General features: G+C 69.7%; 18 protein-coding genes and 1 riboswitch. Of the genes, 16 read left to right on the top strand and 2 right to left on the bottom strand.

The window, feature by feature from the left end; translation table 11 throughout:
• The first annotated feature begins 14 nt into the window (after window positions 1-14).
• The 8 genes from ureC to crcB all read left to right on the top strand — a co-directional run bounded on the left by ureC (window position 15) and on the right by crcB (window position 5436).
• Window positions 15-1727 (top strand): urease subunit alpha, encoded by a 1713-nt coding sequence (gene ureC, locus F6X38_RS13185; RefSeq protein ID WP_150970294.1) that lies wholly within the window; start codon window positions 15-17, stop codon window positions 1725-1727.
• A 10-nt stretch (window positions 1728-1737) separates the two neighbouring features.
• Window positions 1738-2205, top strand: a complete 468-nt coding sequence (locus F6X38_RS13180; RefSeq protein ID WP_150970293.1) for a DUF29 domain-containing protein — start codon at window positions 1738-1740, stop codon at window positions 2203-2205.
• 26 nt (window positions 2206-2231) lie between these two features.
• The gene (locus F6X38_RS13175; protein WP_246191335.1) at window positions 2232-2666 is read left to right on the top strand and encodes a DUF29 domain-containing protein; all 435 of its coding nucleotides are present in this window, start codon (window positions 2232-2234) and stop codon (window positions 2664-2666) included.
• Window positions 2663-3142: an urease accessory protein UreE gene (locus tag F6X38_RS13170; RefSeq protein WP_150970291.1), complete on the top strand. Its 480-nt coding sequence runs from the start codon at window positions 2663-2665 to the stop codon at window positions 3140-3142. Before F6X38_RS13175 ends, F6X38_RS13170 begins: the two co-directional genes overlap by 4 nt.
• A 7-nt stretch (window positions 3143-3149) precedes the next feature.
• Window positions 3150-3806, top strand: coding sequence for an urease accessory protein UreF (locus tag F6X38_RS13165; protein WP_150970290.1), 657 nt, complete (start codon window positions 3150-3152; stop codon window positions 3804-3806).
• Window positions 3807-3877: 71 nt separating this feature from the next.
• Complete coding sequence (locus F6X38_RS13160; RefSeq protein WP_161992745.1) at window positions 3878-4180, top strand: hypothetical protein; 303 nt, start codon at window positions 3878-3880, stop codon at window positions 4178-4180.
• The gene (ureG, locus tag F6X38_RS13155; protein WP_150970288.1) at window positions 4177-4809 is read left to right on the top strand and encodes an urease accessory protein UreG; all 633 of its coding nucleotides are present in this window, start codon (window positions 4177-4179) and stop codon (window positions 4807-4809) included. Before F6X38_RS13160 ends, ureG begins: the two co-directional genes overlap by 4 nt.
• A 66-nt stretch (window positions 4810-4875) precedes the next feature.
• Window positions 4876-4942: riboswitch (Fluoride riboswitch) on the top strand.
• Between the two features lie 62 nt (window positions 4943-5004).
• Window positions 5005-5436 (top strand): fluoride efflux transporter CrcB, encoded by a 432-nt coding sequence (gene crcB, locus F6X38_RS13150; protein WP_150970287.1) that lies wholly within the window; start codon window positions 5005-5007, stop codon window positions 5434-5436.
• A gap of 3 nt (window positions 5437-5439) precedes the next feature.
• On the opposite strand, the gene F6X38_RS13145 is transcribed toward crcB, so the two are convergent.
• Complete coding sequence (locus F6X38_RS13145) at window positions 5440-5937, bottom strand: ureidoglycolate lyase (RefSeq protein ID WP_150970286.1); 498 nt, start codon at window positions 5935-5937, stop codon at window positions 5440-5442.
• Window positions 5934-7340, bottom strand: coding sequence for an allantoinase PuuE (gene puuE, locus F6X38_RS13140; protein WP_246191346.1), 1407 nt, complete (start codon window positions 7338-7340; stop codon window positions 5934-5936). Before puuE ends, F6X38_RS13145 begins: the two co-directional genes overlap by 4 nt.
• Before the next feature lie 161 nt (window positions 7341-7501).
• On the opposite strand from puuE, the gene uraH reads away from it, so the two are divergent.
• Genes uraH through F6X38_RS13100 form a run of 8 tightly spaced genes read left to right on the top strand, consistent with a single transcriptional unit; the run spans window position 7502 to window position 17323 of the window.
• Entirely contained in the window at window positions 7502-7867 is a 366-nt protein-coding gene (gene uraH, locus F6X38_RS13135; RefSeq protein WP_150970284.1) for a hydroxyisourate hydrolase, read from the top strand.
• Between the two features lie 3 nt (window positions 7868-7870).
• On the top strand, window positions 7871-9319 hold the full coding sequence (gene xdhA / locus F6X38_RS13130; protein WP_150970283.1) for a xanthine dehydrogenase small subunit: 1449 nt from the start codon (window positions 7871-7873) through the stop codon (window positions 9317-9319).
• A complete protein-coding gene (xdhB, locus tag F6X38_RS13125; RefSeq protein ID WP_150970282.1) occupies window positions 9319-11730 on the top strand; it encodes a xanthine dehydrogenase molybdopterin binding subunit in 2412 nt (803 codons plus the stop codon). The genes xdhA and xdhB overlap by 1 nt, the downstream gene beginning before the upstream one ends.
• Window positions 11731-11747: 17 nt before the next feature.
• Complete coding sequence (xdhC, locus tag F6X38_RS13120) at window positions 11748-12605, top strand: xanthine dehydrogenase accessory protein XdhC (RefSeq protein WP_150970501.1); 858 nt, start codon at window positions 11748-11750, stop codon at window positions 12603-12605.
• 11 nt (window positions 12606-12616) lie between these two features.
• Entirely contained in the window at window positions 12617-14173 is a 1557-nt protein-coding gene (locus F6X38_RS13115) for an ABC transporter ATP-binding protein (RefSeq protein ID WP_150970281.1), read from the top strand.
• Window positions 14174-14175: 2 nt separating this feature from the next.
• A complete protein-coding gene (locus tag F6X38_RS13110) occupies window positions 14176-15285 on the top strand; it encodes an ABC transporter permease (RefSeq protein ID WP_150970280.1) in 1110 nt (369 codons plus the stop codon).
• Window positions 15286-15311: 26 nt separating this feature from the next.
• Window positions 15312-16208 carry an ABC transporter permease gene (locus F6X38_RS13105; RefSeq protein WP_150970499.1) on the top strand — a complete coding sequence of 299 codons (897 nt, stop codon included), beginning with the start codon at window positions 15312-15314 and terminating at the stop codon, window positions 16206-16208.
• A 32-nt stretch (window positions 16209-16240) separates the two neighbouring features.
• Complete coding sequence (locus F6X38_RS13100) at window positions 16241-17323, top strand: BMP family ABC transporter substrate-binding protein (RefSeq protein WP_150970279.1); 1083 nt, start codon at window positions 16241-16243, stop codon at window positions 17321-17323.
• Window positions 17324-17481 lie beyond the last annotated feature (158 nt).

The following is a 17481-nucleotide window of genomic DNA, read 5'->3' as shown; positions in this document are numbered from 1 at the left end:
AGCAAGGTCGCCCGATGCCAGCCAGAATCAGCCGTTCCGCCTATGCCGCGATGTTCGGACCGACGGTCGGCGACCGGGTGCGGCTCGCCGATACGGAACTCTTCATCGAGGTGGAGCGCGACCTCACCACCTATGGCGAGGAGGTGAAGTTCGGCGGCGGCAAGGTGATCCGCGACGGCATGGGCCAGTCGCAACTCAGCCGAGCCGAGGGCGCGGTCGATACCGTGATCACCAACGCGCTGATCCTCGACCATACCGGCATCTACAAGGCGGATGTGGGCCTGCGCGACGGGCGCATCGCCGCCATCGGCAAGGCCGGCAACCCCGATACGCAGCCGGACGTCACCGTGGTGGTCGGCCCCGGCACGGAGGCGATCGCCGGCGAGGGCAAGATCCTCACCGCCGGCGGCTTCGACAGCCACATCCACTTCATCTGCCCGCAACAGGTCGAGGAGGCGCTCTTTTCCGGCGTCACCACGATGCTCGGCGGCGGCACCGGGCCGGCGCACGGCACGCTCGCCACCACCTGCACGCCGGGGCCGTGGCACCTCGCGCGGATGCTCCAGGCCGTCGACGCGCTGCCGATCAACATCGGCTTTTCCGGCAAGGGCAACGCCTCGCGGCCGGGCGCGCTCGTCGAGATGGTGAAGGCCGGCGCCTGCGCGCTGAAGCTCCACGAGGACTGGGGCACGACGCCGGCCGCGATCGACTGCTGTCTGGGTGTTGCGGACGACCACGACGTGCAGGTGATGATCCACACCGACACGCTGAACGAGAGCGGCTTCGTCGAGAACACGGTGGAGGCGTTCAAGGGCCGCACCATCCACGCCTTCCATACCGAAGGCGCCGGCGGCGGCCACGCGCCGGACATCATCAAGGTCTGCGGCCTGCCGAACGTCTTGCCGTCCTCCACCAACCCGACGCGGCCCTACACGGTGAACACGCTGGAGGAGCATCTCGACATGCTCATGGTGTGCCACCACCTCGACAGCGCCATCCCCGAGGACATCGCCTTCGCGGAGTCCCGCATCCGGAAGGAGACGATCGCCGCGGAGGACATCCTCCACGACCTCGGCGCCTTCTCGATCATCGCCTCCGATTCGCAGGCCATGGGCCGGGTCGGCGAGGGGGTGATCCGGACCTGGCAGACCGCCGACAAGATGAAGCGCCAGCGCGGGCGGCTGCCGGAAGAGACCGGCGACAACGACAATTTCCGTGCCCGGCGCTACGTCGCGAAATACACGATCAACCCGGCGATCGCGCACGGCATGTCGAGGGAGATCGGCTCGGTGGAGGTGGGCAAGCGCGCCGACCTCGTCCTCTGGGACCCGGCCTTCTTCGGCGTGAAGCCGGGACTCGTGCTGCTCGGCGGTATGATCGCGGCGGCCCCGATGGGCGACCCGAACGCCTCGATCCCGACGCCGCAGCCGGTGCACTACCGGCCGATGTTCGGGGCCTACGGCAAGGCGGTCGGCGCGATCGGCGCGACCTTCGTCTCGCGAGCCGGACTGGACGAGGGGCTGCGCGGGAAGCTCGGCTGCGAGAAAGCGTTCCTCGCCGTCGAGAACACCCGCGGCGGCATCTCGAAGGCATCGATGGTGCTGAACTCGGCGACGCCGAAGGTGGAGGTCGATCCCGAGACCTACGAGGTCCGAGCCGATGGCGAGCTCCTCACCTGCGAGCCCGCCACCGTGCTGCCGATGGCGCAGCGCTACTTCCTGTTCTAGATTTCAGCCCATGGCCGAGTCCCAGAAGAAGCCGGTGCCCTACGAGGAGGACTTCTACGCCTGGACCGTAGACCAGGCGGCGCGCTTGAGGGCGCGCGCTTCGTTCGACAACCGCGGCGATATCGACTGGGACAACGCGGCGGAGGAACTGACGAGCTTGGGCAATTCGGAAGAAAGCGAGATCGAAAGCCGCCTGAACGTTCTCGTCATCCGTCTCCTGAAATGGGCCTACCAGCCGGACGGCCGATCCAGCGGCTGGAAGGGAACCATCGTCGAGCAACGCCGTCGATTGCACCGACGCCTTCGTCGCAGCCCCAGCCTCCACCGCCATCCAGGCGAGGTCCTGGCCGAAGAGTACGACTCGGCCCGTCTGCTGGCGGCCGGCGAGACCCAACTTCCGGAGAACGTCTTCCCGCTCGCCTGTCCTTTCACGATCGAGGACATCCTCAATGCCGACTTCTATCCCGAGGTCGACTGACCATGGCCGAACCCCAGAAGAAGCCGGTGCCCTACGAGGAGGACTTCTACGCCTGGACCGTAGACCAGGCGGCGCGGCTGCGCGCCCGGGCGCACAACGGCATCGACTGGGAGAACGCGGCGGAGGAAATCGAGAGCTTGGGCAAGAGTGATCGGCGCGAACTGCACAGCCGGCTTCGGGTACTGCTTCACCATCTGCTGAAATGGAAGTTCCAGTCGATCAAGCGCAAGAGCGGCTGGCGCCGGACTATTCGCGAGCAGCGCCGCCAAGTCCTGTTGCTCTTGCGCGACAGCCCCAGTCTGCGTTCTACCCTTCGGAGTGTTACGGAGGAAGAATATCCGCATGCGGTCGAGGAGGCCGTCGACGAGACGCGGATACCGACGTCGGCCTTTCCGAAAGCCTGCCCCTTCACGGTCGAGGACATCCTCGATCCCGACTTCTATCCGGAGGCCGCCGCATGATCCGCGCCGAGACGATCCGCGAACGCGGCGAGGGGTTCCAGGCGGCCGACACGATCACGCTCGACGAGACGCAGCGCCATCGCCGCCGCATGGCGATGGTGAGCGACGGCGGCATCGCCTTTCTGCTCGACCTCGCCGATGCCCGGCTCTTGCGCGAGGGCGACGCGATCGTGCTCGACGACGGCCGCCTCGTCAGGGTGATCGCCAAGCCGGAGCCGCTCTACGCGGTGCGCGGCCGCAACGCCGCGCATCTCCTCAGCCTCGCCTGGCACCTCGGCAACCGCCACACGCCCGCGGCGATCATGGCCGACCACCTGCTCGTCCGGCGCGATCCGGTGCTGCGCGAGATGGCCGTCGGCCTCGGGGGAAGCGTCGAGGAGGTCGAGGCACCCTTCGATCCGGAGGGCGGCGCCTATGGCGGCCACCACGCCCATGGCGACGAGAGCCGGCCGCTGACCGGCGGCTCGCATCTCTGACGCCCGCATGCTCGAGACCGCCGCCGCGGCGCCGCTGCGGCTCCAGCTCTGGCTGTCGCCGGGCTTCCCGACCGGCGCCTTCGCCTGGTCGCACGGGCTGGAAGCGGCGGTCGCGGAAGGGCGGCTCGGCTCGGCGGCGGAGACCCGCGACTGGCTCGCCTTCCTTCTTGCGCGCGGCAGCGGCTGGAACGACCTCGTGCTCTTCGCCGAAGGCTATCGTGCGGCCGCGGACCCGGCGCGGCTCGTCGAGACCGTCGATCTCGCCCGGGCGCTCGCCGGCTCGCGGGAGCGCCGGGCGGAGATCCTCGCGCTGGGCGAGGCCTTCGCGCTCGCCGTCGCGCCGTGGGACGCGGCGATCCCCGGCGACGCCCCCTATCCGATCGCCGTCGCGCTCGCCGCGGCGCGAAGCGGCATCCCACTCGGGCAAGCGCTCGTCGCCTTCGCCGGGGCCTTCGCGGCGAACCTCGTCTCGGCGGCGGTGCGCCTCGTGCCGCTCGGGCAGACCGGCGCGACGCTGATCCTTCGCGAACTGGAGCCGGCGATCCTCGCCGCCGCGGCCCGCGCGGCCGCGTCCTCGCCGTACGATCTCGGTTCCGCCGCCACCCTTTCCGACATCGCCGCGATGCGGCACGAAACCCTGAGGACGAGGCTCTTCCGCTCATGACTAAGTTTCGCGTCAATCAAGATCGCGGCTCTTGGATCGCGAGGGTCGAGAACGGGCGTGCGGAATTGCGCATGGATGACGAGGATCCGTACGTCGCCGTCGTTATCGTTGAGGATGGAGTCAACGTGAACTGGAAGTCCCTGAAATATCGGGACACGAAGAAGGGGAGCGAAACGCCGTGGTGGGCACGTGATACGAGCGGGCGCTGGCGAACTTTGATTTCGTCCGGCAAGCCTGTCCTCTTGAGACGAGGCATGGACGAGATTTCGAGAACCGCTGGGCCGAAGATCGGCCTTTTCATGATCAATGCTTTGGCGATGAATGAGGAGTCACTTGAGTTTAGCCTCGTCGCCCGCGTTGGGGAATGCGCATGACATCGAACCACGGCCCCTTGCGCGTCGGCATCGGCGGCCCGGTCGGCTCGGGCAAGACGACGCTGGTCGAGAAGCTCTGCAAGGCAGCGCGCGAGCGCTGGTCGATCGCCGTCGTCACCAACGACATCTACACGGCGGAAGACGCCGAGGCGCTGGTGCGGCGGCAGGCGCTCAGCTCCGACCGCATCCTCGGCGTCGAGACCGGTGGCTGCCCGCACACCGCGATCCGCGAGGACGCCTCGCTGAACCTCGCCGCGATCCGGGAGCTTCGCGCCCGCCACGCGGATCTCGACCTGATCTTGGTGGAGTCCGGCGGCGACAACCTCGCCGCGACCTTCTCGCCCGATCTCGTCGACCTGCAGATCTACGTGATCTCCGTCTGCCAGGGCGACGATATTCCGCGGAAGGGCGGTCCGGCGATCACCCGCTCCGATCTCCTCGTGGTCAACAAGACCGATCTCGCGCCCTATGTCGGCGCGGACCTCGACCGGATGCGGGCCGATGCCGCGAAGGGGCGTGGGCCACTGCCGACCGTCTTCACCGACCTGTCGCGCGGGGCCGGTCTCGGCGAGATCCTCGCCTTCCTCAGCCGCGCAGGCGGACTGCCGGACCTCGCATCCGCCGCCTGACGGAAGCCGTCGCCGAACCGGCTCCGCATCCGGCGCTTGCTCGCTGCGCCGCTTGGCGTCTAGAACGACACCGATGGGGATGGGGTCCCCCGACAACCGCCCGCGCCTGCGGGCTGATGACTCCTGTCAACCGATCGGCGTCGCGCCGTCCGGATGGGCCGGGCGGGAACGATGCCGTCTTGATGGGAGCCATGGATGTCTTTCACCACCTGCCTCGTCGTGATGCTCGGCGGCGCGCTCGGCACGCTCCTGCGCTATCTCGTGTCGCTCGCCGCCCTGCCGATCAGCGGCAACCTTCCGTGGGGAACGATCGTCATCAACATCGCCGGCTCGTTCCTGATCGGGCTGTTCGGCACGCTGACGCTCGCCTCCGGCCGGTATCCGGCCTCCGAAACCTGGCGGCTGTTCGTGATGATCGGCATCTGCGGCGGCTTCACCACCTTCTCGTCCTTCAGCCTCCAGACGCTCGACCTGATGCGGAGCGGGGCGACGGGCCGGGCGCTGCTGAACGTCGCGCTCTCGGTCGTGCTCTGCGTCGCGGCCGTGGCGCTCGGCCACGCGACCGCGTCGCGTCTCAACGGCGGCGCGTCGGCAGTGGCGCAGGTCGAGATCGAGGAAGAGGCGTGAGGCTCAGGCAGGGCCGGCGATGGTGAACGGCTCGGCGTAGTCCGCTTCCTCGAGGTTGTTTCCCTCACCGCCACGGTCGATCACCAGGAAATCCGCGACCGCTTCCAGCGCGATCAGCGGATGGTGCCAGGTGTTGCGGGCGTAGGAAACGCCGCGACGATCCGTGACGAGGAAGGCGCGCGGCGCGCCCGGCCGGCCGTTCGCATCGGGCGCGACCACCGCGAGGAACGGCCGGTCCGACAGGGGCACGAAGGCCTGGCTGCCGAGCGGATGGCGCTCCATCATGCGGATCGCCACCGGAAAGGCGAAGGGCTTGCCGCGGAAGATCGAGATCAGCGGCCGGCCGCCGGCGGCGGAAACGTCGACGTCGGCGATGTCGTGGAAGCGGGTGGTCGTGCCGCCGTTGATCAGCCGGATCTCCCGCGCCGCATCCGGTTCGATCACGTGGCCGAACGGCTCGAAGGCCTCGATGGCGAGGGGTTCGACGGGCAGCGCCCTCATGCTGCAATCCCGAAGATGGCGGCGATGCGAAGCCGGGCGATCCGCTCCACCTCACGGGCGGCCGTAACCAGTTCGGCTTCGGGATCGTGGCCGACCCGCTCCTCGAAACTGGACAGGATGTCCGTCTTCGAGCGCCCGCGCACCGCGACGATGAACGGAAAGCCGAACTTCGCCGTATAGGCGTGGTTCAGTTCGGTGAAGCGGGCGAGCTCGGCTTCGCTCAAGGCGTCGAGGCCGGCGGAGGCCTGCTCGGCGGTGGATTGCGGGGTGAGGCCGCTCGCGAGGGCGAGGCGGCCGGCGAGATCGGGATGGGCGCGAAGGACGCCGAGCCGTTCCTCCGGACCGGCGCGGCGGAAGGCGGCGACGAGCGCGCCCGCGAGGCCCTCGGCGCAATCGTGCGCCGCGTGGAGGCCGGCGTCGAAGGCGCGCTCGGCGAGAAAGGGCGAGTGCTCGAACACGCCGCCGAAAGTCTCGACGAAACTTTGCCGGCTCATCTGCGAGGGGCGGAGGCGGGTCGGGTCGTAGGGGAAGCGCTCCCGCCAGTGGCGGGCGATGTCGATCCGCCGCGCCACCCAGACGTCCGGTCTGCCCTTCACGTAATCGAGGAAGCGGGCGAGCGCCCGCGCCCGGCCCGGTCGGCCGACGAGCCGGCAGTGGAGGCCGACGTTCAGCAGCTTCGGTGCGCCCTTTTCCCCTTCTTCGTAGAGGCAGTCGAAGGCATCCTTGAGATAGTCGAAGAAGTGGTCGCCCGTGTTGAAGCCCTGCGGCGTCGCGAAGCGCATGTCGTTGGAGTCGAGCGTGTAGGGCAGGATCAGCAAGGGCCCATGCACCGTGTCCTGCCAGTAGGGCAGGTCGTCGGCATAGGCGTCGGAGGAGTAGAGGAAGCCGCCCTCTTCGGCGACGAGATCGATCGAGTGGAGGCCGGAGCGCCCGGTATACCAGCCGAGCGGCCGCTCGCCCGTCACGGCCGCGTGGATCTCGATGGCGCGGGCCATGTGCTCGCGCTCGGCGGCCTTGTCGTAGTCGCGGTAGTCGATCCATTTCAGGCCGTGGGATGCGATCTCCCAGCCGGCCTCCTGCATCGCGGCGACCGCTTCCGGATGCTTTTCGATCGCGGTGGCGACCGCGTAGACCGTGACCGGCATGTCGCGCTCGGTGAACATCCGCCAGAGCCGCCAGAAACCGGCTCTGCTGCCGTATTCGTAGATCGACTCCATGTTCATGTGCCGCTGGCCGGGCCAGGCCTGCGCGCCGACGATCTCGGACAGGAAGGCTTCCGAGGCCGCGTCGCCGTGCAGCACCGAGTTCTCGCCGCCCTCCTCGTAGTTGACGACGAACTGCACGCAAATCTTCGCGCCGCCCGGCCACTGCGGGTCTGGGGCGTTACGGCCGTAACCGCGCATGTCGCGGGGATAGCGGTTCGGCGAAAGGTCGGTCGTCACCGGCGATGATCCTCGGGTCTGCCGCATGCATACGGCTTCGCGGGCTAGGTTTGAAGCGTTTCGCTTTACCTTTGCCGCGATCGGGGTGCAGACTCCGGCGGTTGACAGGAGACGGGGCGCGGATGGCGGAGAACGGGCAGGCGAGGCTGACGACGCACGTGCTGGACACCGCGCTGGGCCGCCCGGCGGCGGGGCTGGCGTTGGCGCTGTTCCGGCTGGATGGAGCCGGGCGCGAGGAACTCGCGCAAGCCGTCACCAATGCCGATGGCCGCTGCGACGCGCCGCTGCTCGCCGGGGAGGCGTTCCGGCCGGGGACCTACGAGATCGTCTTCCGGGCCGGCGACTACCTGCGCCGGCACCACCGCGAACTGCCGGAGCCGCCGTTCCTCGACGAGGTGCCGATCCGGTTCGGGATGGTGGAAGGCGCGCACTACCACGTGCCGCTGCTCCTCTCGCCCTTCGGCTATTCGACCTATCGCGGGAGCTGAGGCATGGGCGATCCAATCCGCTTCGTGCTGAACGATGTTTCACGTGAAACATTCGCGCCGAAGGCCACCACGACCATTCTCGACTGGCTGCGCAACGCCGAGCGCCTTACCGGCACGAAGGAAGGCTGCGCGGAAGGCGACTGCGGCGCCTGCACGGTAGTGATCGCGGAACCGGACGGGGTCGGCGGCATCCGGCGGCGGGCGGTGAATAGCTGCATCCAGTTCCTGCCCTCGCTGCACGGCCGGGCGCTGGAGACGGTGGAGCATCTCGGGACGAACGGCGGCCTGCACCCGGTGCAGGCGGCGATGGTGGAGCACCACGGGAGCCAGTGCGGCTTCTGCACGCCGGGCTTCGTCATGCAGCTCTATTCCGGCTGGGTGAACGGCGCGCTCGGTAGCCGGCAAGAGGTGAAGGACCTCGTCGCCGGCAACCTCTGCCGCTGCACCGGCTACGGGCCGATCGTCGAGGCCGGGCTGGAAGCCGCGAAGACGCCCGTTCCCGATATCGCCCAAGCGGATGCGGCGCTGGCGGAGCGGCTGGAAGCCTTGCGCGGCGAGGGGACGTTCGAGCACGAAGCCGCGGACGGCAGCCGCTGGTTCGGCCCCCGCGACGTCGACGCGCTCGCCGACCTCTACGCCGCCCATCCGGATGCGACCCTCGTCGCCGGCGCGACCGACGTCGGGCTCTGGGTGACGAAGCAGCACCGCCGGCTGCCGCTCGTCATCGACGTCAGCCGCGTCGAGGATCTGAGGCTGATGGAGGAGGGGCCGGGCTCGCTGTTCGTCGGCGCGGCGGTGACGCACGACGAAGCCGCCGGTCGACTCGCCGAAATCCATCCGAGCCTCGGCGAACTGCTGCGCCGCTTCGCCGGGCACCAGATCCGGAACGCCGGCACGGTCGGCGGCAACATCGCCAACGGCTCGCCGATCGGCGACCTCGCGCCGGCGCTGATCGCGCTGGGCGGCGGCTTGTTCCTGCGCCGGGGCGAGAAGCTCCGGCGTGTCGCGCTGGAGGACTTCTTCATCGAATACGGCCGGCAGGACCGGGCGGAGGGCGAGTTCGTCGCCGCGGTGGCGGTGCCGGTGCTCGGGGCCAACCAGCGCTTCTTTTGCCACAAGCTGTCGAAGCGCTTCGATTCCGACATCTCGGCGGTGATGGCCGCGATGCGCCTGACCTTCGACGGCGACGCGGTGGCGGAAGCGCGGATCGCCTTCGGCGGCATGGCGGGCACGCCGAAACGGGCGAGCGCGGCGGAAGCCACGCTGACGGGCCGGCGGTTCGATGCGGCGGCGGCGCAGGACGCGGCGGAAGCCTTGTCGCAAGATTTCGCGCCGCTCTCCGACATGCGCGCCGGGGCCGGGTACCGGCTGAAGGCGGCGGGCAACCTCATCCGCCGCTTCCAGATCGAAGACGAGGGCGGCGAGGCGACGCGCGTCCTGGAGGTCGCGTGATGGAGGAGACGGTCGGCGGCGAGACCCGCATCCAGGACCGGGGCGTCGCGGAGACGGTCGACCCCGCTGCGCTGAAGGGCAAGCGGCCACGCCACGAGAAGCGGATCCGCGGCGGGGTTTCCGCCGAGCTTCGCCACGACAGCGCCGAGAAGCACGTCACCGGCGCGGCGCGCTACACCGACGACGAGCCGGAACTGCCGGGCACGCTGCAGGTCTATCTCGCCATGTCGACAAAGGCGCATGCGCGGCTTGTCGACTTGGATCTGGATAAGGTGCGCGATGCGCCGGGCGTCGTCGCGGTGCTGGCGGCAGCCGATATCCCGGGAAAGAACGACTATTCGCCGGTCTTCGGCGACGACCCGATCTTCGCCGACGGGGTGGTGCAATATGTCGGCCAGCCGCTCTTCGTGGTCGCGGCGGAAACGCTGGATGCGGCGCGCGAGGCGGCGAAGCTGGTGCGGGTCGAATACGCGGACCTGCCGGCCGCGATCACCATTGAGGAGGCCATCGCCCACGCGGACGAGGCCGGCCGCGACCTGATGGACCCATACGAGATGCGGCTCGGCGATGCCGATGGCGCGCTGGCCGGCGCACCGCACCGGATCGCCGGGCAGATCGAGATCGGCGGGCAGGACCATTTCTACCTCGAAGGCCAGATCGCCGTGGCGATCCCGGGGGAGGACGGCGATATGCTGGTGCGCTCCTCCACCCAGCACCCGTCGGAAGTGCAGCACAACGTCGCGAAGGCGCTCGGGCTCGCCGACAACCAGGTGACGGTCGAGATGCGGCGGATGGGCGGCGGCTTCGGCGGCAAGGAATCGCAGCCGGCGCTGTTCGCGAGCGTCTGCGCGCTGGTGGCCCAAGCGACGGGCCGGCCGGCGAAATGCCGGCTCGACCGCGACGACGACATGGAGATGACCGGCAAGCGGCACGAGGCTCTGGTCGACTACGCGTTCGGCACCGATGCGGAAGGGCGCATCCTCGGGGCCGACATCCGGCATTTCATCCGCTGCGGCTATAGCTGCGACCTTTCCGGCGCGATCGCCGACCGGGCGATGTTCCACGCCGACAACGCCTACGACCTCCGGGCCGCGCGCATCCGCTCGCGGCGGCTGAAGACGCACACCGTCTCGAACACCGCCTTCCGCGGCTTCGGAGGCCCGCAGGGCATGCTCGGCACCGAGCGCGCGATGGACCGGATCGCATTCGAGCTCGGCCTCGACCCGCTGGACGTCCGCAAGCGCAACTTCTACCCGGCCGAGGGAGGTGGGGTGACGCCCTACGGCATGGAGGTGACGGACTCGGTGATCGCCGAGATCGTCGAGGAACTGGAGGAGAGTTCCGACTACCGCCGGCGGCGCGAGGCGGTGCGGGAGTTCAACGCGGGCAATCCGATCCTGAAGAAGGGCTTAGCGCTGACGCCGGTGAAGTTCGGCATCTCCTTCACCACGACGCACCTCAACCAGGCCGGCGCGCTCGTCCACGTCTACAAGGACGGCTCGGTGATGCTGAACCACGGCGGCACCGAGATGGGGCAGGGGCTGTTCACCAAGGTGGCGCAGGTCGTGGCGGAGGAGTTCCGCATCGACGTCGACAACGTGAAGATCACCGCGACGACGACGGGCAAGGTGCCGAACACCTCGGCGACCGCGGCCTCGTCCGGCTCCGATCTCAACGGCATGGCGGCGCTGCTTGCCGCCCGCGCGATCAAGGAGCGGCTCGTCGCCTACGCTTCGGAGCGCTATGGCGTGCCGGCGGCGGAGATCGAGTTCCTGCCGAACCGGGTGCGGATCGGGCGCGTGGAGAAGCGCTTCGAGGACCTCGTCGGCGAAGCCTATCTGGCAAGGGTGCCGCTGTCTTCCACCGGCTTCTACGCGACGCCGGACATCACCTACGACCGGCCCTCGGCCTCGGGCCGGCCGTTCTACTACTTCGCCTATGGCGCGGCCTGCTCGGAAGTGGTGATCGACACGCTGACCGGCGAGAACCGGGTGTTGCGCGTCGACATCCTCCACGATGTCGGGCGCTCGCTGAACCCGGCGATCGACCGCGGCCAGATCGAGGGCGGCTTCGTGCAGGGCATGGGCTGGCTGACGACGGAAGAGCTCTGGTGGGACAGAGCCGGGCGGCTGCGCACCCACGCCCCCTCGACCTACAAGATCCCGACCGCGAACGACCGGCCGGACGATTTCCGCCTGGCGCTCTGGGCGAAGGGCGAGAACCGGTCGGAAACGGTCTATCGTTCCAAGGCGGTCGGCGAGCCGCCCTTCATGCTGGCGATCTCGGTGTTCTCGGCCCTGACGGATGCGGTATGTGCTGCCGGCGACGGCAAGCGGTTCCCCGACCTCGACGCGCCCGCGACCCCGGAGCGCGTGCTCGCCGCCGTCGAACATGTGCGGGGCGAAGCTTGAAATCGCTTTCTACCTTTATGCGCGACTGCCTCCTTTCCGGCACTCCCGCCGCGATCGTGCGTGTGGGCCAGGCGCTCGGCTCGACGCCGCGCGAGGAAGGCGCGGCGATGCTGGTGACGGCGAATGCCGTACAAGGCACGGTCGGCGGCGGACGGCTGGAATGGCACGGCATCGAGGCGGCGCGGGCGCTGATCGCCGGCGGTGAACGCGAGGCGAGGCTCGCCGTGCCGCTCGGCCCCCGCATCGGCCAGTGCTGCGGCGGGCACGTGACGCTGCACCTCCGAGCCGTGACCGAAGCCGCGCTCGCGGAGGAGGAGGAACAGGAGGCGAGGGAGCGGGCGAGCCTGCCGGTCGCCCTCCTGTTCGGGGCCGGGCACACCGGGCGCGCCGTCGCGGAAGCCCTCAGCCCGCTGCCGATCCGCCTCCGCGTCGTCGATTCCCGGCCGGAGGCGCTGGAAGGCCTGCCGCCCGGCGTCGAGCGGCTGGGGCTGGCGATCCCGGAAGCCGCGGTCGCGAGCGCCCCGCCGCGAAGCGCCTTCCTCGTCATGACCCACGACCACCCGCTCGACTTCCTCCTCGCCGCCGCGGCGCTGCGCCGGGGCGACGCGTCCTATGTCGGGATGATCGGCTCGGCGACGAAGCGCGAGACCTTCCGGCGCGCGCTCGCGGAGACCGGCGAGGAGGCGCTGGTCGCCGGCCTGACGCTGCCGGTCGGCGGCTCGGGCTTGCGCGACAAGCGCCCGGCGGTGATCGCCGCCCTCACCGCCGCCGAGGTCGCGGTCTGCCTGCTTTCCAACCAACAGGAATCGCTGCCCGATCGCTTGGCAGGAGCCGATCCGGGGTGCCATAGTGACGGCGTCCGACGAACCGGCTGATTTCCATCCGCATGGCGCCTCGCCTCCAGCTTTCCGGCATCACGAAACGCTTCCCCGGAGTGGTGGCCAACGATGCCGTGTCGTTCGCGGTGGGGCCGGGCGAGATCCACGCGCTGATCGGCGAGAACGGCGCCGGCAAGTCGACGCTGGTGAAGGTCATCTACGGCGTGCAGCGCGCCGACGAGGGCGAAATCCGCTGGGAGGGCGAGCCGGTCGCGCTTCGCTCGCCGCGCGAGGCGCGCCGCCTCGGGATCGGCATGGTGTTCCAGCACTTCTCGCTGTTCGAGGCGATGACGGTGCTGGAGAACGTCGCGCTCGGCCTCGACCACCCGCCGCCACGGCGCGAGCTGGAGCGCGAGGTGCGCGCCGTGCTGGAGACCTACGGCCTCGCGCTCGATCCGTACCGCCTCGTCCATACGCTCTCGGTCGGCGAGCGCCAGCGCATCGAGATCCTGCGCGCGCTGCTCGGACGCCCGAAGCTTCTCGTCATGGACGAGCCGACCTCGGTGCTGACGCCGCAGGAGGTCGAGAAGCTGTTCGAGACGCTCCGGCAGCTCGCGCGGGAGGGCTGCTCGATCCTCTACATCTCCCACAAGCTCGGCGAGATCAAAGCGCTCTGCTCGGCCGCGACGATCCTGCGCGGCGGGCGCGTCGTCGGCACCTGCGACCCGGCCGCCGAGACGCCGCGGCGGATGGCCGAGCTGATGATCGGCGGCTCGTTGAAGGACCTGTCGAACAAGCGCGCCGGCGCCTCGGGCGCGGACCGCTTCGCCGTCTCGGAACTCGTCGTTCCCGGCGAGCCGCCCTTCGGCACGAGCCTCCGCGACATCGGCTTCCGGGTGCGCGCCGGCGAGATCCTCGGCATCGCGGGCGTCGCGGGCAACGGGCAGAACGAACTCGTCGCCGCGCTCTCCGGCGAGCGCGTCGGGACGAGCGGTCGGATCGCGATCGACGGCGAGGACATCGGCCGGCTCTCCGTCGCCGAGCGCCGCCGGCGCGGGCTGTGCGTCGTGCCGGAGGAGCGGAACGGCCATGCCGCCGTGCCGGCGATGACGCTCGCCGAGAACGCCGTCCTGTCGGCGCGCGGGCGCAAGGGGCTGGCGGCGGGCGGCATCGTCAGGTCCGGCGCCGCGCGGCGCTTCGCGGCCGAGGTGATCGGGCGCTTCTCGGTGAAAGCGACCGGGCCGCAGGCGCTGGGCGGCAGCCTCAGCGGCGGCAACCTGCAGAAGTTCATCATGGGCCGCGAGATCGAGCAGGCCCCGAGCGTCCTCGTCGTGTCGCAGCCGACCTGGGGGGTCGATGCGGGCGCGGCCGGCTTCATCCGGCAGGCGATGATCGACCTTGCCGCTCGCGGCGCGGCGATCGTGATCGTATCCCAGGACCTCGACGAACTCCTCGAACTCGCCGACCGCATCTCAGTCCTCAACGAGGGCCGCCTGTCGCGGGCGGTGGACGTGCGGGGCGCCTCGATCGAGGAGATCGGCCTCCTGATGGGCGGCGTCCACGGCGCCGGTCCCGGCGAGGCCGTGCCGGTTCCCTCCGTGCCGCACGTGCTGGGAGCCGCGTGAGGATGGCGATGCGGCTGGAGAAGCGCCTCGAACCGAGCCGCGCGATGAGCCTCGGCGCGCCGGTGCTGGCGGTCGTCCTGACGCTCCTCCTCGGCGCCGTCGCCTTCACGCTTCTCGGCTACGACGGGTTCGGCGCGATCCGGGAAATCTTCGTCCTGCCGCTGTTCGACAGCTACCGCTGGCAGGACATTCTGGTGAAGGCCGCGCCCTTGGCGCTGATCGCCACCGGCCTCTCGATCGGCTTCCGGGCGAACGTCTGGAACATCGGCGCGGAAGGGCAGTACGTCCTCGGCGGGCTCGGCGGCACGGCGGTGGCGCTCGCGACGATGGGAGGCGAGGGAAGCTGGATCCTGCCGGCGATGATCCTCTGCGGCATCGGCGGCGGCATGCTCTGGGCGCTGGTGCCGGCGCTGCTCCGCACCGCGCTCGGCGTCAGCGAGATCCTGTCCAGCCTGATGCTGAACTACGTCGCGATCCAACTCCTCTACTACCTGATGCGCGGGCCCTGGAAGGACCCGGAAGGCTTCAACTTCCCGCAGACGGCGCTGTTCACCGAGTGGCAGATCCTGCCCATGGCGGTGCCGGACACGCTGATCCATATCGGCATTCCGATCGCGGCGCTCGCCGCGCTCCTGGTCTGGTTCGTGCTCGCCCGCACCGTCGCCGGCTTCGGGGTGCGCGTCGTGGGTCTGGCTCCCAACGCCGCACGCTATGGCGGCTTTCGCGAGAACCGGGTGGTCTGGGGCACGCTTCTCGCCGGCGGCGGCTTCGCCGGGCTCGCCGGCGTCCTGGAAGCGGCCGGGCCGTTCGGGCAGATGGTGCCGGCCTTTCCGACCGGCTACGGCTACACCGCGATCATCGTCGCCTTCCTCGGCCGGCTGCATCCGCTCGGCATCCTCCTCGCCAGCCTCGTCCTGGCGCTGACCTATGTCGGCGGCGAGTCGGCCCAGACCACGATCGGCCTGCCGGCGGCGGCGATCGGCGTGTTCCAGGCGACGATGCTGTTCATGCTGCTCGGCGTCGACATCCTGGTGCGCTACCGGATCGCGACAGACCGGCCGAAACCCGTGTCCGTCGCACCCGCCGTCGCGAAGCGCGAGGCCGCGGCGTGAACGCCGTGTTCCTCGTCTCCGTGATCATGACGGTCGCCGCCAGCGCGACGCCGATCCTCCTCGCCGCGCTCGGCGAACTGGTGGCTGAGAAGTCGGGCGTCCTCAATCTCGGCGTCGAGGGCATGATGCTGATCGGCGCGGTGACGGGCTTCGCCGTCGCGGTCTCGACCGGCCACCCTTACGCCGGCGTCCTCGCCGCGATGCTGGCGGCCGCCGCGGCCTCGATGATCTTCGCCGTCCTCGTCCTCCATCTCGCCGCGAACCAGGTCGCGACGGGCCTCGCGCTCGCGATCTTCGGCACCGGCGTCTCGGCGCTGGCGGGCGCGCCCTTCGTCGGCATCACCACCGAGACCTTGCCGCCGCTGTTTCCGCCGAGCCTCGCGGCCGATCCGATCCTCCGGGTCGTCTTCGGCCATTCGCCGCTGGTCTATGCGGGGATCGCGCTCACCGTCGCCGTCTGGTGGTTCCTCAAAGCCTCGCGCGCCGGGCTGATCCTGCGCGCGGTCGGCGAGGGCGACGCCGCCGCCCATTCCATCGGCTATCCGGTGCTGCGCGTCCGCACCCTCGCCGTCCTCTTCGGCGGCGCGATGGCCGGGCTCGCCGGCTCCTGCTACTCGCTGGTGCTGACGCCGATGTGGGCCGAGCGGCTGACGGCGGGGCGCGGCTGGATCGCCATCGCGCTCGTCGTCTTCGCCGCGTGGAAGCCGGGGCGGCTGCTGTTCGGCGCCTATCTCTTCGGCCTCGTGATCACGCTGGAACTGCAGGCGAAGGCGGCCGGCTGGAGCTTCTTCGCGCCGGAGTTCCTCTCGGCGCTGCCGTATCTGGCGACGATCCTCGTCCTTGCCCTCATCTCCGCCGGCCGGGGCCGCACCGCCGCCGCCGCGCCGGCCTGCCTCGGCAAACCCTTTCGGGCGAACGCCTGAACCCCGCCCAACCCTCCCAAGGAGAATCCCGCATGATCCAGTTCAGCCGCCGCCGCCTGCTCCAGTCCGGCGCAGCGCTCGGCCTCACCACCGTCCTGCCGGGCATGGCGCTCGCCGCGAAGAAGGACAAGGTCAAGGCCGCCTTCGTCTATGTCGGGCCGGTCGGCGACTTCGGCTATTCCTTCGCCCACGACCAGGGCCGCAAGTTCCTGGCCGAGAAGCTCGGCGACAAGGTCGAGACCACCTATGTCGAGAGCGTCTCGGAGGGACCGGACGCCGAGCGCGTCATCCGCAAGCTCGCGCAGGACGGCAACGACATCGTCTTCGCCACCTCCTTCGGCTTCATGGAGCCGACCGTGAAGGTGGCGAGGGCGTTCCCGAAGGTCGCCTTCGAGCACGCCACCGGCTTCAAGACGGGCAAGAATCTCGGCATCTACAACTCGCGCTTCTACGAGGGGCGCGCCGTGCTCGGCACCATCGCCGGCATGATGTCGAAGTCCGGCAAAGGCGGCTACGTCGCCTCCTTCCCGATCCCGGAAGTGGTGATGGGCATCAACGCCTTCACGCTGGCGGCGCGTAAGGTGAAGCCGGACTTCCAGACCAGCGTCGTCTGGGTGAACTCGTGGTACGACCCGGCGAAGGAGTCGGACGCCGCGAAGGCGCTGATGGACCAAGGTGCGGACGTCATCACCCAGCATACGGATTCGCCGGGGCCGCTGCAGGCTGCCGAGAGCCGAGGCGCGATCGCCTTCGGGCAGGCCTGGGACATGTCGAAGTTCGCGCCGAACGCGCACATGACGGCGATCGTCGACCATTGGGGGCCGCATTACGTCGCGTCGGTGCAGGCGCTGCTCGACGGCACCTGGAAGCCCGGCGACGTCTGGGGCGGGATGAAGGAGGACTTCGTCGAGATGGCGCCGTGGAACCCGAAGATGCCCGACGACGTGAAGGCCGCCGCGCAGAAGATCGTCGACGGCACGGTGGACGGCTCGTACAAGGTGTTCACCGGCCCGATCAAGGACCAGTCCGGCAAGGACAAGATCGCGGCCGAGACGGTGATTCCGGACGGGGATCTCCTGAAGATGGACTGGTACGTGGAAGGGGTCCGCAGCTAGCTGGAACGGCTCGCGCCGGCGGCCAGCCAGCGCGAGCCTCGGGTCTGCGCCTCGGCATGCGACGATGTCGGGGCGCTACGACGAAGAACCGCAATGGACCGGATGCCCGTCTTTCGACGAAAGGCGTTCGATCTGACGAGATCCAACGGACCGCCGGC

Origin of the sequence: Plantimonas leprariae (assembly GCF_008802405.1) — a bacterium.
Lineage (GTDB): Bacteria > Pseudomonadota > Alphaproteobacteria > Rhizobiales > Rhizobiaceae > Plantimonas > Plantimonas leprariae.
The sequence above is the reverse complement of the archived record's forward strand: the minus strand, read 5'-3'. Positions and strand labels throughout refer to the sequence as shown.